This is a genomic window from Acinetobacter sp. CY17 (assembly GCF_059515825.1).
In genome coordinates, this window is the sequence record NZ_JCAKMX010000004.1 from 143,878 (window position 1) to 170,520 (window position 26,643).

The following is a 26,643-nucleotide window of genomic DNA, read 5'->3' on the forward strand; positions in this document are numbered from 1 at the left end:
GTCTTAATCGGCATTGATTAGGCGCACAAATTGGTTTAGTTTTTAAACGCATCTTTTTCTTGTTTGGTTAAATGGCACTGACACACGATGGCAATTCCTCAGCATATTATTGATCAAGTCGTGGATCGCACCGACATTGTCGATTTAATTAGTCAGCGTGTAAAACTGAAAAAAACCGGCCGTACCTATTCAGGTTGTTGCCCGTTTCACCAAGAGAAAAGCCCGTCTTTTCACGTTTATCGTGACAAACAGTATTTTCACTGCTTTGGCTGTCAGGCCAACGGGAACGCCATTCGTTTCTTAATGGATATCGACAGCCGAAATTTTGTTGATGTCATGAAAGACTTGGCATCACAAGCAGGCATCGAACTGCCTAAAGACGATATCGACAATAAAAAACGCATTGCTTATAAACGCGAAATCAAAAAACCTGTAGCAATCGCTGCCCCACAGCCCACTCAATCAACTGGCGCGCCCAATTCCTCCGAAGAAGCCAGTTATTTTGACTATCCACCGCCAAATGATGAAATTGATTATTCAGCGCAATTTGCGGATTTTGACCCCTTTAGTACCCAAGCAGAAGTAGAACAAGAAGGCGACTTATATACCCTCCTTGAAAATATTGCCCAGTTTTATCAAGCCCAATTACCGCATAGTCAAACTGCACAAAATTACTTTAAACAACGTGGTTTAAGTCAAGATACCATTGCCTATTGGCGTTTAGGTTATGCACCTGAAGATTGGCAACATCTAGAAAAAGCTTTTCCACAAGATATAGAGGGCTTAAAACTACTCGGTTTAATTCGTACCAGTGACAAAGGTCGTGATTTTGACTTATTGCGTGATCGGGTGATTTTCCCCATTCGCGACAGCAAAGGTCGTGTAGTAGGTTTTGGTGGCCGTGCACTCAATGACGACATCAAACCTAAATACATCAACTCGCCTGATTCTGAAGTGTTCCATAAAAACCAATTGCTGTATGGCTTATATGAAGGCCGTAAGCAAAAAGCCCATGATTGGTTGATGGTGGAAGGCTATATGGATGTCATTGCGCTACAACAATATGGCATCTATGGTGCTGTGGCAACTTTGGGTACCGCCAGTAACACTGAACATTTAAATATTTTATTTAAGCAAAACTCGTGTATTACTATTGCCTTTGATGGTGATGCTGCTGGACAAAAAGCCGCACGGCGCACGCTTGAAATTGCCTTACCTCTATTAAATGATGGACGTGAACTGAAATTTTTTGTGTTGCCTCACAATCACGATCCAGATTCCTTAATTCGTCGTGAAGGATTGGAGAGTTTCCAGCGTCTGCTCAAACAAGCCCCGCTATTGTCTGATTTTGTCTTTGCGCATCTAACTCAAAACCATGATGTGAATACCCCTGAAGGTAAAAGTCAGGTGATGGCGGAATTACGTCAACTGACTGACCTTTTGCCAAAACATGGCTCATTCCGTTATCTACTCAGTCAATCTTTTAAAGAAAAGTTAGGTTTTGGGCGTAAATGGACACCTAAGGTCAATAATGATGCTTCGTTGTCTTTTAATATTCATACCCGCGATGAAGACTTTGCCGTGGCAATTTTAATGCATCATCCATTTTTATATATTCATTTTGAAACTTTGCGTGCCTTAATGCAGCCAGATGAACTTTTGTCACGCATACTAGATCGTTTAGACGGTATTTTTGATCAACTCCCCGATGATCAAGAGCTTGCCACCTACTATGTTTTGGGTGCTTGTAGTCGTTATGCGCATGAAATTGCAGACATTATGCAACGCACCAATATTGAAGCTTTAACCGAAGCGCCAGAAATGGCCGATAAATTGGCTGCTGAATATGCCTTATCACTACAAGAGAAGTATTTAAAGCAAAAATTAAAATCACCAAAATCATTGGTAGAATCGAGTAATTTACGCCAACAACTGAATGAACTGACCAAAAAAATCAGCTTAAGATTGGTGTCTTAAGCTGATCATGTTAACGCTTGGGCTTGCGTGGATGCTGTATGGTGTTATCCAAGCTGTCGCGAATAAAACTAAAATGCGCAGGATTATCAGCTTTGGCAGCCTCACGTAATAAAATTGAGGTTGGATGCAATAATTTTTGCGCCAAACGATGCGAAAAATCTTGCATCACGCTTGCTGCATCTTCACCTTTGGCAATACGCGCTAAAGCCAAATCTAGTTCTTGCTGACGCAAGCTTTCGCCATGCTCGCGATAAGCATAAATACTACTACCAGCTTCCTTGACCTTTTGTTGGGTCATTAACTCGGTTGCCAGCTGATTGACCATCACTTCGGCTTCGACTGCCGCTTGGCGACGCTGCGCTAAGTTTTCATCAATGACACTTTGTAAGTCATCGACACCATATAAATAGACGCCATCTAAGTTTTCCACTTTTGGGTCAATATCACGTGGTACAGCTAAATCTACCAGTAACATCGGTTGATAACGACGTTTTTTTAGCGCAGCTTTAACTGCGGCAAACTCAATGACCTGATGCAAACTACCAGTACAGCTTGAAATCACATCAGCACGATGTAAATGCGCATCAAGTTGATCAAAATCAATAATTTCAACTTCAACCCGCTGTGCAATTTCTTGGGCAAGGTTTTCAGCACGGCTACGGGTACGGTTACAAATCATGATTTTACCGACGCCCATTTCGGCTAAATGCTTAGCAACAAGGCTATTCATTTCGCCGGCAGCCACCACCATCACGGTGAGTTTTTCAGGGTGACTAAATACTTGTAGAGCCAACTGCGCCACAGCATAGCCCATAGACACCGCATGACTGCCGACTGCCGTTTCCGAACGCACGCGTTTGGCTGCATAAAACGCATATTCGAAAATACGATTTAAGGTTTTAGAAACCGTAGCAGAATCCTTAGCTAAAGCCAGCGCAGTTTTCACCTGCCCTAAAATCTGTGGCTCACCCAACATTAGCGAATCAAGACCACTGGCCACCCGCATCAGATGTGTCACGGCTTGCGCATTTTCATGACGATAGACATGATTTTGTAACTGTTTGACATCTAAACCGTTCACTTGTGCCAGCCAGTTGAGTACCACATCTGCATTATCAGACATCGCATAGACTTCGGTTCGGTTACAGGTAGACACCACCACCAGATCGTTTAAACGCGGGTCGTGACTTTGCCCTGCCAAGAGCTGGCTTAACTTTTCAGGGTTAAACGCAATTTGCTCACGCAGTTCTACAGAGGCGGTTTGATGGTTGACACCCAATGCAAAGAAAGACATATCAGATCATCATTTCGCTAAATTTATGCTATTGTGCAACATCGGTGTCATAAAAAGCATTACTTGGATTAAGAAAAATTGCGTCAAATAAATGGCCAAAACAGCACTTCAACAATAAAGCAATATTCTAGCACATTGTTACTCATGGGTAGCATGCTGTGCAGCACACATCTTTTGGCTGCAGCTACAGCCTATAATGCCAACAATTACACTGCAATCCAACAAAGTATGATTGCTGAATTTGCATTGGCCTATACTGACACCGCCACTGCCCTACATAACTATACCGTTTTGGCCATTAAGAGCAATTCCACCACTGTTAAGCAACGGGCACTGAATATTGCACTTGAACAAAACGACCTCAAAGCAGCGCTCGATATTGCCACACATTGGGTGGTACAAGAACCTAGCGATGTACCGGCTTTATTTTACTTAGCCCATATTGCCTTACAAGCACATGAATATGAACTTGCAGCAGAAAGCATTGATAAAATCCTACGCCATGACCCAAGTGCTGATCTTGAGAAAATTCTAGCCGGCATTGCGCCAGAATCTCAACAAGACCAAGCGGCGTTGATTGATGCCTTACAAAATAGTCAAGGCAAAGACAATCCCTCTATTTTGGTCATCATTGCTGCCCTAGAAGCACAAACGGGTGATTTTCAACAAGCCTTAAGCACCATTAATCGCGCTTTAAAAAAGCGTCCTAATGCCAGCAACTTCATTCTCATGAAAGCCAATTTACTCAGCGCCTTAGGCGATGAAGCGCTCACCCGCAAATGGTATAGTAAGGCTTCTCGGCAGCATAAGTCCAATTTAGAAATACGTTTAGCAGAAGTGAAATATCTGATTAAGATCAACGACTCAGAATTGGCCTTAGAAAAATTAGAAAAAATTCTATCTAAATGGCCCAAAGCCGAAGAAGCCCTATTTATTGCGGGCTTAACCAGTATTGACTTAAAACAATATGAACGTGCCGAACGCTATTTGGTGGAACTGCGTAACTCCAGTCAATATCAAAATGATGCCTACTACTATCTAGCCCTCAACGCAGAACGTAAGGGTCACTTTGAAACGGCTAAAGCTTACTATCGTTTGGTAGATGGCAGTTTATATGCCGTATCTAGACAAAATTTGATTAACATTTATAGCGAACAACAACGCCTAAATGATGCGTTACGTTTTTTAACCCAAGAACGCGTCAACTATCCGCAGCATGCCAGCTTTTTATATCAAGCACAGGCAGAAATCTTAAAAAAAATGGGCAATAAACGTGCAGCCATTGGTTTACTTGAAGAAGCCATTCAGCATTTAAGTGATGATCCTGAACTGATTTATGCCGAAGTTTTGCTATTAGACCCGTTTTTACAACGTGACCGTCTGGACCAACTGCTTACCCTATTATTAGATTTAGAGCCCAATCATCCAGCTTATTTAAATGCTTATGCCTACACCTTAGCCTTACAAAACCGTCGTTTAGACGAAGCACGCGAGTATGCAGAACGCGCGTTAGACATGGCGCCGGATCAAGCTTCGATTATGGATACCCTAGGATTTGTGGCGTATTTGCAAAATGATTTTAGCACTGCCGCGCAGGTGCTTAAAAGCGCATACATGATGAGTGACAGTATCACGATTGGAATACGCTATGCACGAGCGGTGTATATGCAAGGCGATTTAGCCGGGTTTTATGAAATTTTAAAACAATTGCAACAAAAACATCCTAACGACAAACAGTTAGAACCCTTAAATTCATTACTAGTTCCCCAAACCTTGCCAAAGAGTTCTTGATTTATGTTACAGCTCCCACGTTTTGCCTTGCTTGGTACATTACTTGCCAGCTTAACATTGACCGCTTGTCAGCCTTTTAGCCAACCGCAGCTTAAACCTACTCCACAATTACAAGACAGCCAAAATTTTAGCTTACAAGGCAAAATTGGTGTACGCACGCCACAGCAATCTGGTAGCGCTTTTTATACCTGGGTACAGCAGCATAACCAATTTGAAATTGAACTGAGTGGTATTTTAGGCATTGGTAAAACCCAAATTAGCGGAGAAAAAAACGGCGAAGTTAGTCTCAACAGCAGCCAAACCGGTTTAATTCGTGCTGCCAGTCCAGAAGAATTACTCAAACGCGCTACAGGTTGGGATGCACCAATTACCTATTTAATGGATTGGATTCAAGCCAAACCTGCCACAGAAGATGCAAAGCTTAGCAAAGACGACCAACAACGCATTCGCCAAATTATTGAGGCCGGTTGGGTGGTGGATTTAAGTTATAACCAAAGCTCGCTCCCAAATCGGTTAATTTTAAAGCAAGCGCTTGAAAATGGTCAGGAAAACCGTATTACTATGCTCATTCAAGATCGTTAAGTGAAAGTTATGTTACGCGTCCCCTCTCCTGCCAAACTGAATTTGTTTTTACATATTACTGATCGTCGTAGTGATGGCTACCACGAATTACAAACCATTTTTCAGCTCATTGATTTGTATGACTGGCTAACATTCAAGCAAACCGACAATACAGACATTACAATTGATGGTTTAAACAACGTTGATCTTGAACAAAACTTAATTTTTAAAGCCACGCAACTGTTAAAACCATTTGCCAAAGCACCAACTGGTTTGAAAATCAGCGTCGAAAAACACATTCCCATGGGTGCAGGCTTGGGTGGTGGCTCATCCAATGCCGCTACAACGCTGATTGTACTCAATCAACTGTGGCAGTGTGGATTAAGTATTGAACAATTGGCACAACTTGGCCTTAAACTCGGTGCAGATGTCCCTGTATTTGTACATGGTAAAAATGCCTGGGCTGAAGGCATTGGCGAGCGTTTAAGTTGGATAAATTTAGCTCAAAAACAGTATATTGTGCTTAAACCTGATTGTTTTATCAGCACACAATTACTTTTTTCACAAAAAACGTTGACAAGAAATGAAAAGGTCTTTAAATTCTGCGGCTATCAGCAAACGCCATCTGATTTTAAGAATAACTTTGAGCCTCTGGCACGAAGCTTATACAAGGAAGTCGATGAAGCGATGCAATACTTAGATCAGTTCGGTGTTGCAAAACTTACAGGTACAGGTGCTTGTGTTTTTGTTGAAGCGACTTTAGATATGCCAGTTGATGACATTCTAGCAAATGCACCATGTAAAGCTTACTTGGTGAATAGCTTAAACGAATCGCCATTGATGGATTTTAAAGTAGATTAGGGGTATCGCCAAGTGGTAAGGCACCGGGTTTTGATCTCGGCATCCGTTGGTTCGAATCCAGCTACCCCTGCCATTTTCACCTGTAAAATAGATGTACTGTATTAGGGGTATCGCCAAGTGGTAAGGCACCGGGTTTTGATCTCGGCATCCGTTGGTTCGAATCCAGCTACCCCTGCCATCTTACAGTCATCAAATTAGGGGTATCGCCAAGTGGTAAGGCACCGGGTTTTGATCTCGGCATCCGTTGGTTCGAATCCAGCTACCCCTGCCATTTTCTCAAAAAAGACAGAACAGTCTTTATTGCTTTAAAGTTAAAAATTCTTGACATTAAGCAATAAAAATATTAAAGTTCTGCCGCATTAGGGGTATCGCCAAGTGGTAAGGCACCGGGTTTTGATCTCGGCATCCGTTGGTTCGAATCCAGCTACCCCTGCCATCTATTCCCATATATTCTAACCGCCAAGGGTGCTTCATGCCCAATCTTGTCGTTTTTAGTGGAACTGCGCATCCACAATTCGCTCAAAAAGTCGTAAGCCATTTACACATTCCTCTAGGTGCTGCATCTGTTTCTACCTTCTCTGATGGTGAAATTGCTGTAGAAATCACTGAGAACGTGCGTGGTAAAGACGTATTTATCGTACAACCTACTTGTGCTCCAACCAACAATAACCTGATGGAAATTTTGGTAATGGCGGACGCGCTTCGTCGCGCAAGTGCTGGTCGTATTACTGCTGTCATCCCTTACTTCGGTTATGCTCGTCAAGACCGTCGTCCTCGTTCAAGCCGTGTGCCAATTACTGCCAAAGTTGTTGCAGATATGCTAACAACTGTAGGGATTGACCGTGTGGTGATGATCGACTTACACGCTGACCAAATCCAAGGTTTCTTCGATATCCCTGTAGACAACATCTACGGTACGCCAGCATTACTTGCTGATCTACGTCAACAGTCACATCACAACCTTATGGTTGTTTCGCCTGACGTTGGTGGTGTAGTCCGTGCTCGTGCTGTTGCAAAACAAATGGGTGATATTGATCTTGCGATCATCGATAAACGTCGTCAAAAAGCGAATGAATCACAAGTGATGCATTTGATTGGTGATGTAAAAGATCGTGACTGCGTTATTGTAGATGACATGGTCGATACAGCAGGTACTTTATGTAAAGCTGCTGATGCATTGAAAAACTTTGGTGCTCGCCGTGTTGTTGCCTACGCAACTCACCCAGTTTTATCTGGTAAAGCAATCGAAAACTTGAAAAACTCAGTGATCGATGAATTGGTTGTTACAGACACGATTCCGCTTTCAGAAGAAGCTTTAGCGCTTGGTAAGATTCGCCAAGTTTCAGTTGCAAGCATGGTAGCTGAAACAATTCGTCGTATTAACAACGAAGAATCTATTAGCGCAATGTTCGATTCTTATCTATAATCGAACGCTTAAATTTCAAAGCCCTGCCTTTTGGCGGGGCTTTCTATCAACTAGACTGGTCGCAAGTCTAGTCCATTAACTTAAATAGGATGTCTATCATGGCAAACTTCGTATTAAATGCAGTAGCACGTGAAGAAGCAGTTCAAGGGAAAGGTGCGAGCCGCCGCCTTCGTCTTCAAAACAAAGTTCCAGCAATTATCTACGGTGGCGAAGCTGCTCCTGTAGCGGTTACTTTAGAACTTCGTGAACTTGTTAAAGCATTAGAAAGCAACGAATTCTTCGCTGAAGTTGTTGAAATCAACATCGACGGTAAAACTGAAAGCGTTAAAATCCAAGCGCTTCAACGTCACCCTGCAAAAAACACACCTATGCACGCTGACTTCAAACGCGCATAAGTGTTTATTGGTGTAATTAGTGGCTAATCTTTCGCTAATTGTTGGTTTGGGCAATCCCGGTCGGGAGTACGCCCAAACCCGCCATAATGCAGGCTTTTGGTTTGTCGAACGCCTTGCAGAGCGTTATGGTATCAATTTAAAAAACGACCCAAAATTTAACGGCATTAGCGGCCGTGGCAATATCGAAGGTCAAGACGTTCGCTTATTGTTGCCGACGACTTTTATGAACCTATCGGGTAAAAGTGTCGTGCCTTTTGCTAAATTCTATAATATTGCACCTGAAAGCATGCTCATCGCCCATGATGAACTGGATATGAATCCTGGTGTCATTCGCCTAAAAACCGGTGGTGGTCATGGTGGTCATAACGGCTTACGTGATATCGTGCCGCATACAGGTCCGAATTTCCATCGTCTACGTATTGGGATCGGTCATCCGGGTGCCAAAGATCAAGTCTCAAGTCATGTGCTAGGTAGAGCGCCGAGCAGTGAACAAACCCTGATGGATGATGCGATTCATCATGCCCTCGCACAAATCAAATTATTGGTTAATGGCGATATTCAACCAGCCATGAATCAAATTAACGCGTATAAGCCTTAAAATTTATCCTCTTGCGCATTGTGCATTTTCCACGCACAATGCGGTGCGCTCTGGTGCGCTCGAAAATTAATGGATGAATTGGGAGCTTGTATGCTGTCTCGTTTACTTAAATGCAAAATTCACCGTGCAGTGGTAACTCATGCTGAATTACATTACGAAGGCTCATGTGCCATTGATGGCACCTTGATGGATTTGGCGGGTATTCGTGAATATGAAGAAATTCATGTTTGGAACGTCACCAATGGCAAACGTTTTACTACCTATGCCATTCGTGGTGAAAATGATTCAGGCATGATTTCTGTCAATGGTGGTGCAGCTCACCAAGCGGACGTCGGTGACTTAGTAATTATTGCTACTTTTGGTGACTTTAATGAAGTTGAGGCTGCTTTGCATCAACCTCGTTTGGTGTATGCCAACCCAGACAATACTGTGAATCACACAGCAAATTGTATTCCGGTACAAGTGGCTTAAATTTTTTAAGTGCTAAAAAAAGCTCGCAATTGGCGAGCTTTTTTGTGGACAGCTGGCTTAAATCTTTTCAATTTCGATTTTGCCTTGCAACAAGTGATAGCGAATGCCTTTGGCGCGTACAAAAGCCAAATCATAAGATGCATTAGCCAATGCCAAAACGCGGCGTTCAAATTCATCCCAGAGCGGGCGCACTTGCTTATAGTGAATGCCTAAACCACTGTCATCCGTAAAATGGCGGTTTTTCTCACAAAGTTTTAGAGCATGATACAGCTTACGCCCACGACTGGCATTGGGACGTAAACGTACGCGTTTCGACTGCACAAAGCCTTCTACCTGCACTAAGTTTGCCTGCGGTAACATTGGGACTAAAATTTGGTCTAACTGCGCATCTAAGCGGTTCCATACTGCGGCATGTTGCTCAGGCGTATATTGATTCCAATGAATCACTTCATGGCTAAAACGTCGGCATCCACGACAAACCAAATCACCAAATACCGTAGAACAACGTCCTGCACACGGGGTTAAAGAGGCAATTCGACGCTCATTGCTCAAAATAAAAACTCCACATTTTGCCTTAAGATTTAGCGCGCCTAGCATAGCCTGAGATGGGCAGTTTAAAAAGGCATATTTTTTGTATGGAAATTTTGAATCTCTAGACAATATCAGTTAAAATGCGCGCTTTAGAATTTACTAGCTACATTTGGAGTCTCCATGAACGCTACTGTAGAACAGCTTGCACCTGTAGAACAGCAAGCGACCGTTAACTGGGTTGTTGCAGCACTTTACCAATTCAAAGAAGTTCAAGATCCTGCTGATCTGCAACAACGTCTTTTAGACTTGGTAAAAACCATCAATCTATGCGGTACTCTGATTGTAGCTGGCGAAGGCATTAACGGGACAGTTGCCGGTGATCGTGCAGCCATTGATACGATTCATCAATTCCTTTTAAACGAAGGCTTTAACGAAATGGAATACAAAGAGTCTGATAGCTCTGAAAAACCATTCCGTAAAATGAAAATTAAATTGAAAAAAGAAATCGTGACTTTAGGTGTACCAGTTAAGCCTCGCGATTTAGTCGGTCACTATCTTGATCCTAAAGAATGGAACGAACTCATCGCACGTGATGACGTGATTTTAGTGGATACCCGTAACGATTATGAATATAAAGCGGGTACCTTTAAAGGCGCGATTGATCCTAAAACTGAATCATTCCGTGAATTCCCAGAATATGTAAAAAACAACCTTGAACAGCACAAAGACAAGAAAATTGCCATGTTCTGTACGGGTGGTATTCGCTGTGAAAAATCAACTTCTTTGCTGTTACAAGAAGGCTTCACTGAGGTTTATCACTTAAAAGGCGGTATCTTAAAATACCTAGAAGAAACCCCACCAGAAGAAAGCATGTGGGAAGGTGAATGCTTTGTATTTGACGGTCGTACTGCAGTTACTCACGGTGTAGAAGAAGGTCAAAACGTCAAATGTCATGCATGTGGTTGGCCATTAACTCCTGAAGAAGTCGAACTGCCAAGCTATGAACATGGTGTGTCATGCGTATATTGCATCGACAAAACCACTGAAAAGCAAAAAGAAGGCTTCCGTATGCGTCAATCACAAATTGCCGCAGCAAAACGTAAACGTCTATAATATAAAAGCCCGCGTTAAGCGGGCTTTTTTAATTTACAAAACAAAGCTTTATATAAAAATAAAACTCACCTAGTATAAATTCACTGTCTATTTATCTATCTCTCTTATGAATTTGACTGCTTGGATTATTGGTATTATGGAACGTTTGGGCTACTTTGGTATTGCCTTACTGATGTTCCTAGACAATGTCTTCCCCCCTATTCCCTCTGAAATTATTATGCCCTCTGCAGGTTATTCTGCTTCACAAGGCACTCTCACCCTCTTGGGAGTAATTATTGCGGGTAGTTTTGGCTCACTCTTGGCTGCAGCAGCTTTGTATTGGGTGGGCTATCAATTTAGCCATGCTGCCATTTTCCGTTTCGTGGATCGTTATGGTAAATATTTATTTATTAAAAGTGATGATGTTAAAAAATCCTTAGCTTGGTTTGAAAAATACGGTCATCGTATGGTGTTTTTTGGTCGGATGGTACCTGCGGTACGCTCGCTGATCAGTATTCCTGCTGGCATGAGCCGCATGCCGTTTTGGAAATTTATGCTGTTTAGCAGCTTAGGTACGATTATTTGGACGACTTTTTTAGCCTGTGTCGGATTTTACTTTGGCGAGAATCAAGCGCTGATGCATCAAATTTTTAGTCAAGTGGGTTATGGCATTGTGGCTATTGTACTGTTGATCATTGGTGTGATTTTTTATCGTCGTTGGCAACGTAAACATAAAGCTTGATGTAAAAAGTCAACACTACATACCTGCTGTAACCTGATGCTACGCTTTTACCCTCATCAGCTACAGCAGATTGCTCTACCTTAATGAACTTATAACAACAATTTTAAGGTGAGCTTATGTCAGATCAACATCGTCCAGATATCAATGAAGTTAATCAAAGCTTATCGTCTGAACAGCGTGAGAAACTAGCTCGTGATGCGATACAAGCTCAGTCCCTAAACACAGATACACCTACGGGAGATGGCATTGTAGAAACCCATCCGCTGCATGCCAATGTCGATCAAGGCATTGAAAACAACTTAAGTGATCAACAACACCAGCATTTAAATGCCGATCCGCTCAGTGGTGAACCCGGCGCCCATCCAATTGGTACAGGCGTGGGTGCCGCAGGTGGCGCTGCTGCAGGCGCGGCTATTGGTGCAGTCGGTGGTCCTGTAGGCGCAGTCGTTGGCGGTGTAGTTGGTGCAGTGGTCGGTGGACTGGCGGGCAAAGGTGCCGCCGAAGCCATTAATCCAACCGAAGAAGACCATTATTGGCGCGAGCAAAGCGTTAATATGCCCTATTACCAACACACCTTAAAGCAATATCCTGATGCAAGCTACCAGCGTGATTATCAACAAGCCTATCGTTTAGGTTATGAAGAAAGACGCTTACATCCTGCAGATACTTCATTTAGTCAGGTAGAAGCCGAGCTAGAGCAAAAATGGCAGCAAGTCAAAGGTGAATCACGTTTAACTTGGCAACAAGCCAAACAAGCCAGCCAAGATGCTTGGCAACGGCTTACATAGGCCATAAAAAAAGCACCCGAGGGTGCTTTTTAAATAAAAACTTAGTTTGGTGTGTGATACATCAAATAAATTTCGTTTAAGTTATCTGGAATTTCTTCCGCTAACTCATCCATCAACTGACCATTACGGCGGAATGATTCCATTTGTGGATCTTCTTCGTCAATGCCACTAAACACCATAATCGGTAAAGTTAAGTCAACCAATTGTTCTTCAAACTCATCGGTAAACCATGCTTCTTCGTTTAAGAACATTGCGTCAACAAAGCCAACGCTCCAGTCACCTAAACTTGATTCAGTGTCTGCTTCTTCAATTTCAAAAGGAAATTCAATCCCTTCTTCATTGGCCAAGCTTTGGCGAATTGAGTCTAACCATGCTTTAACCTGTGCGATGATTTCTGCTGGAACCTTTTTCTGATTGCCTTCAAACAGCTCATCTAACCATTTGTCAAACTGAGGGCCAACTGCAATAGCACATAAAAAACCATGTGTTGCTGCAAAATCTAGACCGTATTCATTTTGGTCACCATCTAGATATTCACTTAACTGGTCTAAATCAAAAGCACTCATCTAATATCCAAACTTAGAAATATCGAAAGGTTTAGCATAGCATTTATTTAAGCCATGCCACATTGAAATTGATTAATCTTCATCGTCAAAATCGTCATCATCGTCGATGTCGTAATCAAATTCCTTAAGTTCACGTTCTAAACGACGTTGCGCGAGTAATTCATCGATGAGGCGGCGTTTTTCCAACGACTCTTTAGCACTCAGCTTAGTTGAGGCCTCTTCAAAACTAACATCATCATCACCGTAGCTATCATCTAGTTCAAAATCTGTCGAAGACACTAAAACTACCTCTAATGAAAAAATGTAATGGGTCTAGGCGCTATTTATCTGCCTTTTTTTATATTGTCAAGTTTTATTATTTCACTTGGCTTAAATTTACCATTTTGTACTTGTTTTTCGTCTAGATTTTTGTGTATTTTTTGCACACAGCATCATTCAATGTTAAACATGTTAAGATGCACATAGATTTACAGCAATGCAGCTTTTTAAGCTTGTAATTTAGACAAGCATCCCCATATTGTACTGTAACTATATATTTATAAATCATGCCTGAGCGATCAATTCAAAAACTATTTTTGAGAATTGTGCTATCATGCACGGTTTTTTACTGCCACAGATTCAATGAAGAGTAAGCAAAGATGAGCGATATGACTTCCCCTACTTCTCAAGTAGCGGCGCTGATTAGCCGAGGCAAAGAGCAAGGTTACTTAACGTACGCTGAGGTTAACGATCATCTCCCAGACTCAATCACGGAAAGTGAACAGATTGAAGACATTATTCAAATGCTTCAAGACGTCGGTATTCCAGTGCATGAACGTGCGCCTGAATCTGATGACACCATGTTCGATTCGAACAATGCTGATGCAGCCGATGAAGTGGCTGAAGAAGAAGCAGCTGCGGTACTTGCCTCGGTAGAAAATGAGCCTGGCCGTACCACTGACCCTGTACGTATGTATATGCGTGAAATGGGTACAGTTGAGCTTTTAACGCGTGAAGGCGAGATCAGCATTGCCAAACGTATTGAAGAAGGGATTCGCGACGTTCTCAATTCAATTGCTTATTGGCCAAATGCAGTTGAAGTTGTACTCCAAGAATATAATGACTATGTTGCAGGCGAACGTCGTCTTGCTGACATTTTATCTGGTTATTTAGACCCAGAAACTGATGAAGATATTCCTGAAGTTTTAGAAGACGATGCGGACTTAGACGATGATGAAGAAACATCTACGACTAAGCCAACCAAAGATGTCAAACTTGACGATGATGACGAAGAAGAAGAATCTGAAAGCGATGATGATTCTGAAGCCGATTCAGGTCCTGATCCAGAAATTGCCAAAGCGCGTTTTGCTGAGCTGTCTGACGCTTGGAAAAACACCAAGAGCGTGATTGAAAAACATGGTCGCAACAGCCCTGAAGCCAATGAAGCTTTAGAAGCACTTGCCACTGTGTTTATGATGTTTAAATTTACCCCGCGTCTTTTTGATTTAATTTCAGAAATGATTCGTGGTACACACGACTCAATTCGTAGTTCTGAACGTGAAGTGATGCGTTATGCAATTCGTCGTGGTCGTATGGACCGTACTCAGTTCCGTACCTCTTTCCCAGGTCAAGAATCAAACTTTGCATGGTTAGATGAGCAAATTGCCAAAGCCAGCCCAGATCAAAAAGGCTATCTTGAAAAAGTTCGCCCAGATATTTTAGCGTTCCAACAAAAGATCGCGGATATTGAAAAAGAGCTTGGCTTAAGCGTTAAAGATATCAAAGACATTTCAAAACGTATGGCAGTTGGCGAAGCCAAAGCGCGTCGTGCTAAAAAAGAAATGGTTGAAGCTAACTTACGTTTGGTGATTTCGATTGCGAAAAAATACACCAACCGTGGTTTGCAGTTCTTGGATTTAATTCAAGAAGGTAACATCGGCTTGATGAAAGCGGTAGATAAGTTTGAATACCGCCGTGGTTATAAGTTCTCAACTTATGCAACATGGTGGATTCGTCAGGCGATCACCCGCTCGATTGCTGACCAAGCGCGTACCATCCGTATTCCAGTACATATGATCGAAACCATTAACAAGATTAACCGTGTTTCGCGTCAATTGTTACAAGAAATGGGGCGTGAACCAACACCTGAAGAATTAGGTGAACGTTTAGAAATGGACGAAGTGAAAGTACGTAAAGTACTGAAAATCGCCAAAGAACCCATTTCGATGGAAACCCCAATTGGTGATGATGAAGATTCGCATCTAGGTGACTTCATTGAAGACAGCAACATTACGTCTCCAATTGATGCGGCAACGTCTGAAGGCTTAAAAGAAGCAACCCGTGAAGTGTTAGAAAACTTAACCGAACGTGAAGCAAAAGTCTTAAAAATGCGTTTTGGTATTGATATGCCAACCGATCATACATTGGAAGAAGTGGGTAAACAGTTTGACGTGACCCGTGAGCGTATTCGTCAGATTGAGGCGAAAGCATTACGTAAATTACGTCATCCTTCACGCTCAGAACACTTACGTTCATTCCTTGAGAATGACTAATCTATCGCTAAGACAATACGCACTTGAATATGGGGCAAACTGCCCCATAATATGAGTATTAGCGCATACATCAAAATACCTGCTTAATGCAGGTATTTTTAATCTAGAGGTATCCCATGATTGACATGACCAATCGTACTCCATCACGCGAACTGCAAGAAGATCTATGGGTCTTCCCTATGGACTATCCAATTAAATTGATTGGTCTTGCAGGTACCGAGTTACATGTGGCTGTAACTGAGATTTTCGTAAAACATTTTCCAGATTTTGATGGCAGCAGCATGACCATAACGCCTTCACGCACGGGTAAGTATCACTCTTTAACTGCCCAGCTGCGTTTTGAAGAACTTGAACAAGTACATGCTGTCTATGCAGACCTTGCAGCTTGCCCGCTGATTAAAACTGCACTTTAATTTAAAAACACGTCCTCGGACGTGTTTTTTTATGCTTGTTAGCCTTTGCCCTTTTTATCTCAATTCATCTTATAATCAACAGCAATTGTTAGATGTATAGGACGCACGCTGTGACAGATGTTGCTGCCAAACCTGTTTTAATTATTCGTCATTATCATGAGTTAACTCCATATCAAGAGCGCTTTTTAGAAATGAAAAGCCTCACCGAACAACGTGATGAAAATACCCCAGATGAACTGTGGATTTTGCAGCATCACGATGTACTTACCCAAGGTCAAGCGGGTAAGCCTGAGCATGTTTTAATGCCCAGCCATATTCCTTTGGTGCAAAGTGACCGTGGTGGTCAAGTCACTTGGCATGGCCCTGGTCAATTGGTGGCTTATTTTATGTTTGACCTCAATCGTTTGGGTTGGAATGTACGCAGTTTAGTGAGCTATGCTGAAAACCTCATGATTGAGCTGCTTAACAAATACGGTATTCAAGCCTATGCCAAAGCTGATGCGCCTGGTGTTTATGTTTCCGAACGTAAAATTGGTTCGCTAGGTTTTAAAATCCGTAAAGGACGCAGCTACCACGGTTTAGCCTTAAACATTGACTGCGACTTATTTGGTTTTCATACCATTAATCCATGTGGTTATGCTGGACTTGAAATGGTACGTGTCATGGACCTCGTAGCTGACTATCCATGCTTTGATGACTTGTGCTTAGATATGATTGCAAGTTTACGTGCCAGCGGTTACTTTAGTGACATTCAAGTGATTGACGCTTAAATTAAAAAAAATGAGGGCTTCTCGCCCTCAAGCAAAAATAACTCTTTATAAAAAAGGATTCGCCTGTGATTGCAGCAAGCGCCGTCAAGCCGGCATTACAGCAGACCTACGTTAAGCTAATGATGGACATCATTGGACGTGGTCTGGTGATGGCTAGCCAAGTCGATCAAGAAGTTCAAGCTGAGGTGAGTAAGTTTCCCACAGGTTTTGTGCTGTCAATGGGTGTTTTTCCCAAAGGACCTGCATTTGTGGCCCGAGTAACCCATAATGCCCAACTTGAATTGCTCAGCGACTACACAGCAAAGCCTGATCTCACTATTCAATTTAAACATTTAAGCCATGCCTTTTTGGTATTTTCTTTTCAAGAAAGCACGGCGCAAGCTTTTGCCAATGACCGTATGGTGGCAGATGGTGATTTAAGTAATGCGATTCGTTTAGTGCGCTGCTTAAATAAGATGGAAGCACTGATTTTGCCTAAACTCTTAGCTGAGCTTGCTGTCAAAGAATATCCAAAATCTTTAGCTTTAAAACAAAAACTTTCTGGTGCCGCGCATATTTACTTAAAAGTGGCGCAATCTTATTTAAAACGGAGTAACAAACATGGCTAAGCCTTATTATGAATTTTTCTGTCCAGTCAAAGTCATTGCCGGTCATGCAGCCCTAGAACATATTCCGTTTGAACTTGCCACCTTAGGTGCCAAACGTGCGCTGATCATTACCGATAAAGGCGTACGTGCCAATAAATTATTAGCCCCAGTTGAAGCTGCATTTGTCAGTACAAACACTGTGATTGCGGCTATTTTTGACGATGTCCCTCCTGATTCAAGCTTAGATACCGTGCGTAAAGCTGCCGAGCTATATCGTCAGCATAACTGTGATGCCATTATTGCTGTGGGTGGCGGCTCGGTGATTGATACCTCTAAAGCCACCAATATTTTAGTCTCTGAAGGCGGTGATGACTTACTGCAATATTCAGGTGCACACAACTTACCTAAAGCGCTTAAGCCATTTTTTGTAATTCCAACCACCTCAGGTACTGGTTCAGAAGTCACTATGGTCGCGGTGGTCTCAGATCCTGAGAAAAATGTCAAAATGGCTTTTGCCTCTTATTATTTAATGCCGCATGCTGCCATTCTTGATCCACGTATGACCAAAACCCTGCCAGCGCATTTAACTGCCATGACTGCCATGGATGCCATGACCCATGCAATTGAAGCGTATACTGGCTTAGCGGCAAATCCAATGAGTGATGCCTATGCCACAGCCGCCATAAAAAAGGTCAGCGAAAACTTATTTAGCGTGCTCGATAATCCTGAAGATGCTCAAGCACGTTTAGAGTTGGCCCAAGCCTCGACCATGGCAGGCATTGCGTTTTCTAATTCAATGGTGGGCTTAGTACATTCATTGGGTCATGCTTTAGGCGCTGTGGCACATTTACCACATGGCCTATGTATGAATCTATTCTTACCGTATGTTTTAGAATACAACCAATCGGTGAATAGCGAAAAAATCGCTGATTTATTGCTGCCTTTGGCTGGGGCAGAAATTTATGCGCAAACACCAGCACACTTACGTGCCGAAAAAACCATTACGAGCATCATGACCATGCGTGATCGACTCTATAGCTTGACCAAATTGCCACGTACTTTACGTGAAACACATAAAGTCTCGGAAGCGCAGCTCGATGAGATCGCAGAAAAAGCCTTAAATGATGGTTCGATCATCTATAATCCTAAAGAAGCCAGCCTAAAAGATTTAAAGCAGATCTTAGAAAAAGCTTGGTAATTTGAGCATTTTAAGCCAATATAAGCCCAAATAGGCCTGATGTTTTTTTAAGCATCAGGCTTTTATTATGAATTTATCTCAGCTGGCTTACATGGCACATTTTCTGCTAGTAGCAAAGAAAGTTGCTGACAAGTGCGAACATTTCAAGTAGATTGGCGCACTTTTATTTTATCTCTGGGGGGATCGTTCGTCTCAAACGGTCCTTATACACAATGACTGATCCTTGATCAACGATTAAGAGGATAACGCCGTTGACTAATGTTTCTGGGACTCAATCGGCAGCGAAACTGCAAAAAACGCTAGGACTCTGGCACATTATTATTATTGGTTTGGCCTACATCCAACCCATGACTTTGTTTGATACCTTTGGTTTGGTGTCAGAAGAAAGTAACCTTCATGTTCCGACCTCTTATGTTTTTGCCTTAGTGGCAATTTTATTAACCTCTCTAAGCTACGGGCATATGATCCGTCGTTACCCATCCTCGGGTTCGGCTTATACCTATGCACAAAAATCAATTCACCCCAATGTTGGCTTTATGGTGGGCTGGTCGTCTTGGCTAGATTATCTATTGTCGCCAATGGTGAATATTATCTTGGCAGTGATCTACTTAGAGGCACTGTTCCCATCGGTCAATCATTGGGTATGGGTCGTAGTGCTCACCGCCTTTATGACGGGAATTAACTTACGCGGTGCGCGCTTTGTTGCCAACTTTAACAGTTTAATTGTCTTTGTACAGTTGATTGTGATTGCGGTATTTACTTACTTGGTCTACAGCAAGTTACAAGCGGGCTTTAATGCAGATGGACCAATTTCTGCTGATGCACGTTATCAATTGTGGAGCCTTGAGCCATTTTGGAACGAGTTGACCTCAGTTGGTGCACTGATTACTGGCGCAACTTTACTGTGTTTCTCATTTACAGGTTTTGACTCACTCAGTTCATTGGCCGAAGAAACCAAAGACACTGAAAAGACTTTACCAAAAGCAATTTTCTTAACTGCACTCATTGCAGGTGTGATCTTTATTATCAGCACTTACTTTATGCAGATTTACTTCCCAAATACACCGGGCAGTTATTTTGAAAATATTGCTGAAACACAACCAGAAATTCTGCTCTTAGTGGGTGGTTCGTTATTCCAAGCTTATGTTCTTGGTTTTGCGATTATTACCGTAATGGCGTCAGGGATTTCAGCTCATGCTGGTGTATCACGTTTAATGTATGTGATGGGTCGCGACGGCGTAATTAACAAGAAGATCTTTGGTCATATTAGCCCTAAAAACTTCACCCCATCGTACAATATTTTAATTGTGGGTGCGGTGGCGTTAACGGCTGGCTTTATGGACTTAGACATGGTGATTTCACTGATTAGTTTTGGTGCCTTAACTGCCTTTACTTTTGTGAACTTATCAGTAATTTCACGCTATGCTTTACGTGATGGTCGAACTAAGAATTTCAAAGACATTGTCAATTTTGTCCTTGTACCTTTATTCGGTTTTATCAGCGTATTTGCGCTATGGCTTGAAATTGAAGAAGACTCTTTAAAATATGGTCTATGGTGGGCCATGATAGGTATTTTATACTTAGGTTATAAAACCAAAGGCTTTAAACAGCCAGCCCCTCAACATAACGAATTTGATGATCGTTAATTGAGACCAATAAAAAAAGGCGCTTAAAGCGCCTTTTTTTATATCTTATCTTAAGCGACAGTTAAAGCCCAATTGGGTATCTACCAAATTATCTTTAAAGCCTAAACTTTGAATAAAAGCATCGCGGTCTTGTAAACGTTGCTGAGCTTCTGCACTTAAACGCGCTCGATTAGCATCAGCGAGTTGATAGGTATCATTCACTACACTTTGATAAATGCCACACACCTCTTGGCGCTTAGCTTTTTTAAGCTGACGACCATGCCAAGTCCGCTCAAAATCATTTGGGCTTAAGCTTTTGCCCCATGTTTTAATACGCTGCTGCATTTTAAGCTGCATGGCTTGTAAGGCTTGTTTAATTTCTGCTTGACTCACTGGTTCAGGTGCAATGCTTGGTGTAGGTGCTTCTACACTGGCTGTAGGGACTTCTGTCGCCTGTGTCATCGCGCTTAATGTCATCAGACTCAAAGATAAAACCAATACGCTTAAAGGACTTAAGTTGTGTGTTATTTTCAAGATCACGCTCTTCTTTTATCAATTCAGTTAGGGTTATAACCAAAATTACCTTTGCTCAACAGTCTTGACATCAAAAAACCACCCGAAGGTGGTATTTTTTATAATGCTTTAAAGCCTTGCTGACGCCATGCTTCATAGACAATCACAGCCGTGGCATTGGAGAGGTTTAAGCTGCGTGAGTTTTCAGCCATTGGCAAACGAATCCAATGTTGTTCTGGAAACATCATCCGTACATTTTCAGGTAAACCGCGTGTTTCAGGGCCCATAAGTAATGCCACTGGTCGGTTTAAATCCGAAGTATGCGGGGTTTCACTGCCTTTGGTGGTGAGTGGATACACCGCATCTAAACCAATACCTTTACTGGCCAAATCTGCTAAACATGCGTCAATATTGTCCCAAATCTGCATGTTGGCATATTCGTGATAATCCAAACCTGCACGTTTGAGCTTTTTATCATCGAGCTCAAAGCCTAAGGGTTTAACTAAGTGTAATTGTGCACCTGTATTGGCACATAAACGAATGATATTGCCTGTGTTTGCAGGAATTTCAGGTTCGTATAACACAACATGAATCACGGGGTTTTCTACCTATTTAAACGGCAAAGCCTTAGCCTTGCCACTGTAATTGTTCACGTAAGCGCACCACTTCACCAATAATGGTCAAGGTTGGCGCTTGAATATGATGTGCGCTGACTTGGCTCGCAATATCCGCTAAAGTGCCCACCACGACTTTTTGCTCAGGCGTCGTACCTTTAGAAACTAATGCCACTGGCATATCTGGACGTTGCCCGTGCTCTATCAAACGTTGGCAAATTTTCTCTAAGCCCACCAAACCCATATACAGCACTAAGGTCTGATTTTCATAAACCAGCTCTTGCCAAGGTAACTCTGGTGAACCCTCTTTAAGATGACCCGTTAAGAAACGTACACTTTGTGCATAGTCACGATGCGTGAGCGGAATACCCGCATAGGCTGAACAACCCGATGCCGCGGTAATACCTGGGACGACTTGAAATGGTACACCTGCGGCAAAGAGTTCTTCAATTTCTTCGCCACCCCGACCAAAGATAAAAGGATCACCACCTTTTAAGCGGCAAACACGTTTACCTTGCTGTGCATACTCGACCAATAAGGCATTAATACCTTCTTGTGGTACCGCATGATTCGAGCGCGCTTTGCCAACATAGATTTTTTCGGCATCACGGCGGCATAAGTCCATAATTGGCTCAGACACTAAGCGGTCATAAATCACCACATCAGCTTGTTGCATTAAGCGTAGCGCTTTTAAAGTGAGTAGTTCAGGATCACCTGGCCCTGCGCCCACCAAATACACTTCGCCTTTTGGGGTTTTCCACTCGTTTAAGGCTTGCTCAATAAGACGCTCTGCTTCAGCTAGATTGTCATTAAATACCTGTTCTTTGAGTGGACTTGCATATAAGTCTTCCCAAAAAATGCGGCGTTCATCTGGATTGATAATTTTCGCTTTGACGGTACTTCGCCATTGGCCCGAAAACGCAGCCAATTTACCCATACCATGAGGAATTGTGGTTTCTAACTGCGTACGAATTTGGCGTGATAACACCGGCGAGGTGCCATTACTGGCCACAGAAATCACCAAGGGTGAACGGTCAATAATCGCAGGTACCATAAAGCGGCAATGCGGTGGATCATCCACACTATTGACCAAGATATTTTGTGCTTCACAGTGTTCAAATACTGCTTGATTGACCTGTGCTTGATCCGTTGCAGCAATCACTAAACGATAGTGAGCAAGGGGAAAATCTGTACTAAAAGGCGCAGCGACATATTGCCCGTGGCTGCTTTGCACCAGTTCAAGCAAATTGGCTTCAATTTCAGGCGCCACGACATCAATCACTGCACCTGCTTTGGCTAATAGCAGCGCTTTGCGGTACGCAATATGTCCACCACCAACAATCAAACAAGGTTGCTGCTGCAACTTTAAAGAGATGGGAAAAATTTCCACGGCGACCCTCTGATTTTTCTTTGATTGTCTAAAAACAATTGCGATGCCTCAAGGCATCGCAACTTTAAAACACAATGACTTAGTCAATAAATTCTAAGCCGCCCATATATGGACGTAATACTTCAGGAATTTCGATTGAGCCATCGGCACGTTGGTAGTTTTCCATGACTGCAAGTAAAGTACGCCCTACCGCCAAACCTGAACCATTTAAAGTATGTACAAATTCAGTTTTCTTTTGATCAGCGCGGTAACGTGCTTTCATACGACGTGCTTGGAAGTCACCCATGCATGAGCATGAAGAAATTTCACGGTAGGTATTTTGACTTGGTACCCACACTTCTAAGTCGTAAGTTTTGATCGCGCCAAAGCCCATATCACCGCCACATAGCACGACTTTACGGTAAGGTAGACCAAGGGCTTGTAAGATGCCTTCTGCATGACCGGTTAATTCTTCTAATGCATCCATTGACGTTTCAGGTTTTACGATTTGCACCATTTCAACTTTGTCAAACTGATGCTGACGGATTAAACCGCGTGTATCACGACCATAAGAACCTGCTTCACTACGGAAACATGGCGTATGTGCTGCATATTTCAGTGGTAAACGTTCAGGATCAATAATTTCGTCACGGACAAAGTTGGTCACTGGCACTTCAGCAGTTGGAATTAAATAGAATTCTTTTTCACCTTGTAATTTGAATAAGTCTTCTTCAAATTTAGGCAACTGACCTGTACCACGTAATGAATCTGCATTCACTAAATACGGCACATAGGCTTCGGTATAGCCATTTTTAAGCGTATGTGTATCAAGCATAAATTGGGTTAAGGCACGTTGTAGGCGCGCAAGCGGGCCTTTTAAAACGCTAAAACGTGAACCTGTCAGTTTAGTTGCCGTTTCAAACTCTAAACCGCCCATCCACTCACCTAAGTCAGTATGATCTTTAATGTCAAAATCAAACTGGCGCGGTGTGCCCCACTTTAATACTTCAACGTTATCGTTTTCGTCACGACCTTCAGGTACAGATTCATGCGGTAAGTTTGGAATAGACAGTGACTTTTCTTCAAGCTCCGCTTGTAATTCAGCTAAGGCTTGTTCAGCTGCTTTGATTTCATCGCCAATCGCAGACATACGTACCATGATGTCCGAAGCGTCGCCACCTGCTTTTTTAATTTGACCGACTTGTTTGGCGCCCGTGTTACGCTCTGCTTGTAGCGTTTCAGTTTTAGATTGAATCTCTTTACGGCGTGCTTCTAAGTCTGCCCATTCTGCAACATCAAGCTGTACACCACGTTTTGCCAAGGCTAAATTTACAGCCTCAATATTATTTCTGAGTAATTTCGGGTCGATCATAGCCAATCTTTTTGAAGAAAAAAACTGGCTATAGTGTAAGCTGTTCAAAGCAAAAAATACAGTAATCGCCCTTGCTTGCTGTGTCTTATTACAGCAATTACCCTATTTTTGCGCTTTGGCGTAATTTGGCAAACTTGGTAAGTATTCAGGCTTTAGAATTTTGGCTAAAAATGTATAGGGTACGCTGAGTTCGGTCATGCCATCGACATAACTGCCTAGTTCATAGACGGGATAAACCAAAGTTAAGCCTTTGGCGGAAAAATAAAAATTATCACTGAGCTTTAATTGTTCAAGTTCAATATGACGCTGTTTCAGCCATGCATAATTTTTATCATACATCAGCTTAAGTAAGGCCGCTTCTTGGCCTTTGTGGATAATATCTTTGAGCGCCAAACGTTTTTCTAAGTTTAGATCAAAATTGACATATTCATGATGTGACATACTTTGCGGCAATTGACCACCATAGCTGTAACTTTGTATGGCAAACATGGCGATATTTTTACGCTGGCCAATATAATGTACAAATTGATTATTTTGCTCGAGTACAACTTTTTCGTTACTCACATCTGGCACTACCACCTCAGCATCGACTTGAAATGCCTCAGGTTCAAGCTCAGCCAAACGTGTTAAGAAGTATTCATCAATCCAAGGTAGGTTGGTTTGTACGCTTTGCATGTCATATAAGGTGCAGCCCTTTTCGGTACACACTTCATTACGTGCCAACTTCACTTCCATGGCTTGGCTTTCAAGCAAAACTACTTTGGGTACTTGCGGTTTAGGATCACTGGGGCGCGGTGCATCTTTGGGTTGGCACGCCATAAGCCCCAACATTAACGTCAATACGATCCACACGGTAGACTGTTGCATGACACCTTTTACCTCAAGCCAAAATGAAGCCACACTATAGCGCCACAAAAAAATTCTGCATGTTAAAAATCCAAGTAAAAGAACATTTTTTAAACAAGTAAAAAAGCAGCCCGTAGGCTGCTTTAGAAGCGATATATGTTATTGATCAATAATGTCCGTACCCTTTGGTGGGGTAAAGTTAAAGGTCGAGGCTGGAATCTTGGCATTGACTTTGGTGTTGCTAAAACGCACGTGTGTAGTTTGACCCAATGAATCTTCAAGAATCATTAAAGTAGGTGCATTTTTAGCCCCAAAACTAATGGTTAAACTTTGAAATGCGCCCTCTTTATTTTTTGGATACAAAGTGTAATAAGTTTTGCTTTGATCTGGCTGTGAGATCCGGTATGCCTGCTGAATTTGCGCAGTATTACCGGATAACAACAACGCTGGCGTATTGGCCACTTGCTCATCCAAGCTTTGGCGTACTGCTTGTTTTAAATCAGGATCGTAAATCCACACGGTACGGCCAGTACTGACAATGGTTTGTTTGACAGGGCTATTAATTTGCCAATGGAATTTGCCTGGGCGTTCAACCTTCATGACCCCTTTGAAAGTTTGATTCATGTGCTGAGCCGTCAAAGCTTTGTTATTTTTGGCTTTGGCTGAGGTTTTGGTGCTTTGCTCAAAGTTGGCTGTTAGGCTTTGAATACCGCTCAATTGTTTAACTAAGTTTTGAGTCGCAACCTGTTCTGTTGCCGGCGCGGCATAGGTACTTGTGACCATCAGCGGTGTCAGGCTCGCTGCACCCACTGCCATTGCACTTAGTGTTTTACCTAACATATTCATGTGATCACCTTAGTTATCAGTTATGTGTTTCGCTCATGTTAAACCAAATTTACCGCTAAATATGGGAGAAAATTGGCAGTTTTGTTGTTTTATTTCAAGTAAATGTAGGATTTTATCCATCATGATGGAGTTTTAGCTGCATATGACGCATAAAAAAAACCCGCAACAGGTGCGGGCTTTTTTTCTATTAAAACTTACGCTTCAACAGATACGTAGCGACGGCCAAATTGACCTTTCACTTCGAATTTTACTACGCCATCAGCAGTAGCAAATAGAGTATGGTCACGGCCCATACCTACGTTTACACCAGCGTGGAACTCAGTACCACGTTGACGAACGATGATGTTACCAGCTGTAACTGATTGACCACCGTAGATTTTTACGCCTAACATTTTAGGATTCGAGTCGCGACCGTTTTTAGTCGAACCACCGGCTTTTTTAGATGCCATCTCTATATTCTCCTAGAATTAGCCTGCGATCGCAGTAATTTTCAACTCAGTAAACCATTGACGGTGACCTTGTTGTTTACGATAGTGCTTACGACGACGCATTTTGATGATGCGGATTTTGTCGTGGCGACCGTGGCTAACTACTTCAGCAGTTACAGTAGCGCCAGCTACAACTGGAGCACCGATTTGAATGCTTTCGCCGTTAACAAGCATTAATACGTCATCAAACGTAATAGATGCGCCAACTTCAGCTTTCAATAATTCAACTTTAAGGGTTTCACCCTCAACAACACGGTGTTGTTTACCACCGGTTTGGATTACTGCGTACATAGTGTACTCCAAAATACCCGTGTGTTCGTGCCAATACAACAACATATTGAACTTCAAACGAACGCCACTGGGGGTTATACGAAGCGA

Annotated in this window: 29 protein-coding genes and 4 tRNA genes; 21 read left to right on the forward strand and 12 right to left on the reverse strand. The window is 42.5% G+C overall.

What is annotated here, in order from left to right; all coding sequences use genetic code 11:
* Positions 1-87: 87 nt before the first annotated feature.
* The gene (locus AC5YCI_RS04745; RefSeq protein WP_496128130.1) at positions 88-1,977 is read left to right on the forward strand and encodes a DNA primase; all 1,890 of its coding nucleotides are present in this window, start codon (positions 88-90) and stop codon (positions 1,975-1,977) included.
* Between the two features lie 10 nt (positions 1,978-1,987).
* Here AC5YCI_RS04745 and hemA read toward each other — a convergent pair whose 3' ends face one another.
* Complete coding sequence (hemA, locus tag AC5YCI_RS04750) at positions 1,988-3,271, reverse strand: glutamyl-tRNA reductase (RefSeq protein WP_496128129.1); 1,284 nt, start codon at positions 3,269-3,271, stop codon at positions 1,988-1,990.
* Positions 3,272-3,349: 78 nt separating this feature from the next.
* Here hemA and AC5YCI_RS04755 point away from each other — a divergent pair, with 78 nt between their 5' ends.
* From AC5YCI_RS04755 to panD, 11 genes are all read left to right on the forward strand, one after another.
* Positions 3,350-5,062: a tetratricopeptide repeat protein gene (locus AC5YCI_RS04755; protein WP_496128128.1), complete on the forward strand. Its 1,713-nt coding sequence runs from the start codon at positions 3,350-3,352 to the stop codon at positions 5,060-5,062.
* Positions 5,063-5,065: 3 nt separating this feature from the next.
* Entirely contained in the window at positions 5,066-5,644 is a 579-nt protein-coding gene (gene lolB / locus AC5YCI_RS04760; RefSeq protein WP_496128127.1) for a lipoprotein insertase outer membrane protein LolB, read from the forward strand.
* A gap of 9 nt (positions 5,645-5,653) precedes the next feature.
* Positions 5,654-6,484, forward strand: a complete 831-nt coding sequence (gene ispE, locus AC5YCI_RS04765; RefSeq protein ID WP_496128126.1) for a 4-(cytidine 5'-diphospho)-2-C-methyl-D-erythritol kinase — start codon at positions 5,654-5,656, stop codon at positions 6,482-6,484.
* Positions 6,483-6,557: transfer RNA gene (locus AC5YCI_RS04770), tRNA-Gln, on the forward strand. Before ispE ends, AC5YCI_RS04770 begins: the two co-directional genes overlap by 2 nt.
* 30 nt (positions 6,558-6,587) lie before the next feature.
* Positions 6,588-6,662 (forward strand) — tRNA-Gln (locus tag AC5YCI_RS04775).
* Positions 6,663-6,680: 18 nt separating this feature from the next.
* Positions 6,681-6,755, forward strand: a tRNA-Gln gene (locus AC5YCI_RS04780).
* A 90-nt stretch (positions 6,756-6,845) separates the two neighbouring features.
* Positions 6,846-6,920 (forward strand) — tRNA-Gln (locus AC5YCI_RS04785).
* A 36-nt stretch (positions 6,921-6,956) separates the two neighbouring features.
* Positions 6,957-7,910, forward strand: coding sequence for a ribose-phosphate pyrophosphokinase (locus AC5YCI_RS04790; RefSeq protein ID WP_496128125.1), 954 nt, complete (start codon positions 6,957-6,959; stop codon positions 7,908-7,910).
* Positions 7,911-8,008: 98 nt separating this feature from the next.
* On the forward strand, positions 8,009-8,305 hold the full coding sequence (rplY, locus tag AC5YCI_RS04795) for a 50S ribosomal protein L25 (protein ID WP_496128124.1): 297 nt from the start codon (positions 8,009-8,011) through the stop codon (positions 8,303-8,305).
* 19 nt (positions 8,306-8,324) lie between these two features.
* Positions 8,325-8,903 (forward strand): aminoacyl-tRNA hydrolase, encoded by a 579-nt coding sequence (gene pth, locus AC5YCI_RS04800; protein WP_496128123.1) that lies wholly within the window; start codon positions 8,325-8,327, stop codon positions 8,901-8,903.
* 90 nt (positions 8,904-8,993) lie between these two features.
* The gene (panD, locus tag AC5YCI_RS04805; protein ID WP_122901651.1) at positions 8,994-9,374 is read left to right on the forward strand and encodes an aspartate 1-decarboxylase; all 381 of its coding nucleotides are present in this window, start codon (positions 8,994-8,996) and stop codon (positions 9,372-9,374) included.
* A gap of 57 nt (positions 9,375-9,431) precedes the next feature.
* Here panD and AC5YCI_RS04810 read toward each other — a convergent pair whose 3' ends face one another.
* Positions 9,432-9,926: a DUF1289 domain-containing protein gene (locus AC5YCI_RS04810; protein WP_496128122.1), complete on the reverse strand. Its 495-nt coding sequence runs from the start codon at positions 9,924-9,926 to the stop codon at positions 9,432-9,434.
* A 159-nt stretch (positions 9,927-10,085) separates the two neighbouring features.
* On the opposite strand from AC5YCI_RS04810, the gene trhO reads away from it, so the two are divergent.
* The 3 genes from trhO (at position 10,086) to AC5YCI_RS04825 (ending at position 12,527) form a co-directional block, all read left to right on the forward strand.
* Complete coding sequence (trhO, locus tag AC5YCI_RS04815; protein WP_496128121.1) at positions 10,086-11,018, forward strand: oxygen-dependent tRNA uridine(34) hydroxylase TrhO; 933 nt, start codon at positions 10,086-10,088, stop codon at positions 11,016-11,018.
* A gap of 106 nt (positions 11,019-11,124) precedes the next feature.
* Positions 11,125-11,739, forward strand: a complete 615-nt coding sequence (locus AC5YCI_RS04820) for a DedA family protein (protein ID WP_496128120.1) — start codon at positions 11,125-11,127, stop codon at positions 11,737-11,739.
* Between the two features lie 263 nt (positions 11,740-12,002).
* A complete protein-coding gene (locus AC5YCI_RS04825; RefSeq protein ID WP_496128523.1) occupies positions 12,003-12,527 on the forward strand; it encodes a hypothetical protein in 525 nt (174 codons plus the stop codon).
* Between the two features lie 41 nt (positions 12,528-12,568).
* Here the strand turns inward: AC5YCI_RS04825 and AC5YCI_RS04830 are convergent, their stop codons facing one another.
* Both AC5YCI_RS04830 and AC5YCI_RS04835 read right to left on the reverse strand, forming a co-directional pair.
* Positions 12,569-13,093, reverse strand: coding sequence for a YecA/YgfB family protein (locus tag AC5YCI_RS04830; protein WP_496128119.1), 525 nt, complete (start codon positions 13,091-13,093; stop codon positions 12,569-12,571).
* 72 nt (positions 13,094-13,165) lie between these two features.
* Positions 13,166-13,372, reverse strand: coding sequence for a PA3496 family putative envelope integrity protein (locus AC5YCI_RS04835; protein ID WP_122901603.1), 207 nt, complete (start codon positions 13,370-13,372; stop codon positions 13,166-13,168).
* Positions 13,373-13,731: 359 nt separating this feature from the next.
* Here AC5YCI_RS04835 and rpoD point away from each other — a divergent pair, with 359 nt between their 5' ends.
* The 6 genes from rpoD to AC5YCI_RS04865 all read left to right on the forward strand — a co-directional run bounded on the left by rpoD (position 13,732) and on the right by AC5YCI_RS04865 (position 20,238).
* A complete protein-coding gene (rpoD, locus tag AC5YCI_RS04840) occupies positions 13,732-15,624 on the forward strand; it encodes an RNA polymerase sigma factor RpoD (protein WP_496128118.1) in 1,893 nt (630 codons plus the stop codon).
* A 125-nt stretch (positions 15,625-15,749) separates the two neighbouring features.
* Positions 15,750-16,037: a YbeD family protein gene (locus tag AC5YCI_RS04845; RefSeq protein WP_496128522.1), complete on the forward strand. Its 288-nt coding sequence runs from the start codon at positions 15,750-15,752 to the stop codon at positions 16,035-16,037.
* A 110-nt stretch (positions 16,038-16,147) separates the two neighbouring features.
* Entirely contained in the window at positions 16,148-16,807 is a 660-nt protein-coding gene (gene lipB, locus AC5YCI_RS04850; protein WP_496128117.1) for a lipoyl(octanoyl) transferase LipB, read from the forward strand.
* Positions 16,808-16,872: 65 nt separating this feature from the next.
* Positions 16,873-17,415, forward strand: coding sequence for a hypothetical protein (locus AC5YCI_RS04855; protein ID WP_496128116.1), 543 nt, complete (start codon positions 16,873-16,875; stop codon positions 17,413-17,415).
* Positions 17,408-18,592: an iron-containing alcohol dehydrogenase gene (locus AC5YCI_RS04860; RefSeq protein ID WP_496128115.1), complete on the forward strand. Its 1,185-nt coding sequence runs from the start codon at positions 17,408-17,410 to the stop codon at positions 18,590-18,592. The genes AC5YCI_RS04855 and AC5YCI_RS04860 overlap by 8 nt, the downstream gene beginning before the upstream one ends.
* 251 nt (positions 18,593-18,843) lie before the next feature.
* Positions 18,844-20,238, forward strand: coding sequence for an APC family permease (locus tag AC5YCI_RS04865; protein WP_496128114.1), 1,395 nt, complete (start codon positions 18,844-18,846; stop codon positions 20,236-20,238).
* A gap of 45 nt (positions 20,239-20,283) precedes the next feature.
* On the opposite strand, the gene AC5YCI_RS04870 is transcribed toward AC5YCI_RS04865, so the two are convergent.
* The 8 genes from AC5YCI_RS04870 to rplU all read right to left on the reverse strand — a co-directional run bounded on the left by AC5YCI_RS04870 (position 20,284) and on the right by rplU (position 26,556).
* The gene (locus tag AC5YCI_RS04870; protein ID WP_496128113.1) at positions 20,284-20,751 is read right to left on the reverse strand and encodes a hypothetical protein; all 468 of its coding nucleotides are present in this window, start codon (positions 20,749-20,751) and stop codon (positions 20,284-20,286) included.
* Positions 20,752-20,849: 98 nt separating this feature from the next.
* Positions 20,850-21,326 (reverse strand): tRNA (cytidine(34)-2'-O)-methyltransferase, encoded by a 477-nt coding sequence (locus AC5YCI_RS04875; RefSeq protein ID WP_496128112.1) that lies wholly within the window; start codon positions 21,324-21,326, stop codon positions 20,850-20,852.
* Between the two features lie 31 nt (positions 21,327-21,357).
* Positions 21,358-22,734 (reverse strand): siroheme synthase CysG, encoded by a 1,377-nt coding sequence (gene cysG, locus AC5YCI_RS04880; RefSeq protein WP_496128111.1) that lies wholly within the window; start codon positions 22,732-22,734, stop codon positions 21,358-21,360.
* A 79-nt stretch (positions 22,735-22,813) separates the two neighbouring features.
* Complete coding sequence (gene serS / locus AC5YCI_RS04885) at positions 22,814-24,085, reverse strand: serine--tRNA ligase (protein WP_496128110.1); 1,272 nt, start codon at positions 24,083-24,085, stop codon at positions 22,814-22,816.
* Positions 24,086-24,187: 102 nt separating this feature from the next.
* On the reverse strand, positions 24,188-24,952 hold the full coding sequence (locus tag AC5YCI_RS04890; RefSeq protein WP_496128109.1) for an RsiV family protein: 765 nt from the start codon (positions 24,950-24,952) through the stop codon (positions 24,188-24,190).
* A gap of 138 nt (positions 24,953-25,090) precedes the next feature.
* Positions 25,091-25,777: an outer membrane lipoprotein periplasmic chaperone LolA gene (gene lolA, locus AC5YCI_RS04895; RefSeq protein ID WP_496128108.1), complete on the reverse strand. Its 687-nt coding sequence runs from the start codon at positions 25,775-25,777 to the stop codon at positions 25,091-25,093.
* A gap of 194 nt (positions 25,778-25,971) precedes the next feature.
* On the reverse strand, positions 25,972-26,226 hold the full coding sequence (gene rpmA, locus AC5YCI_RS04900; protein WP_122901581.1) for a 50S ribosomal protein L27: 255 nt from the start codon (positions 26,224-26,226) through the stop codon (positions 25,972-25,974).
* A gap of 18 nt (positions 26,227-26,244) precedes the next feature.
* Entirely contained in the window at positions 26,245-26,556 is a 312-nt protein-coding gene (rplU, locus tag AC5YCI_RS04905) for a 50S ribosomal protein L21 (RefSeq protein WP_122901579.1), read from the reverse strand.
* Between the last annotated feature and the right edge of the window lie 87 nt (positions 26,557-26,643).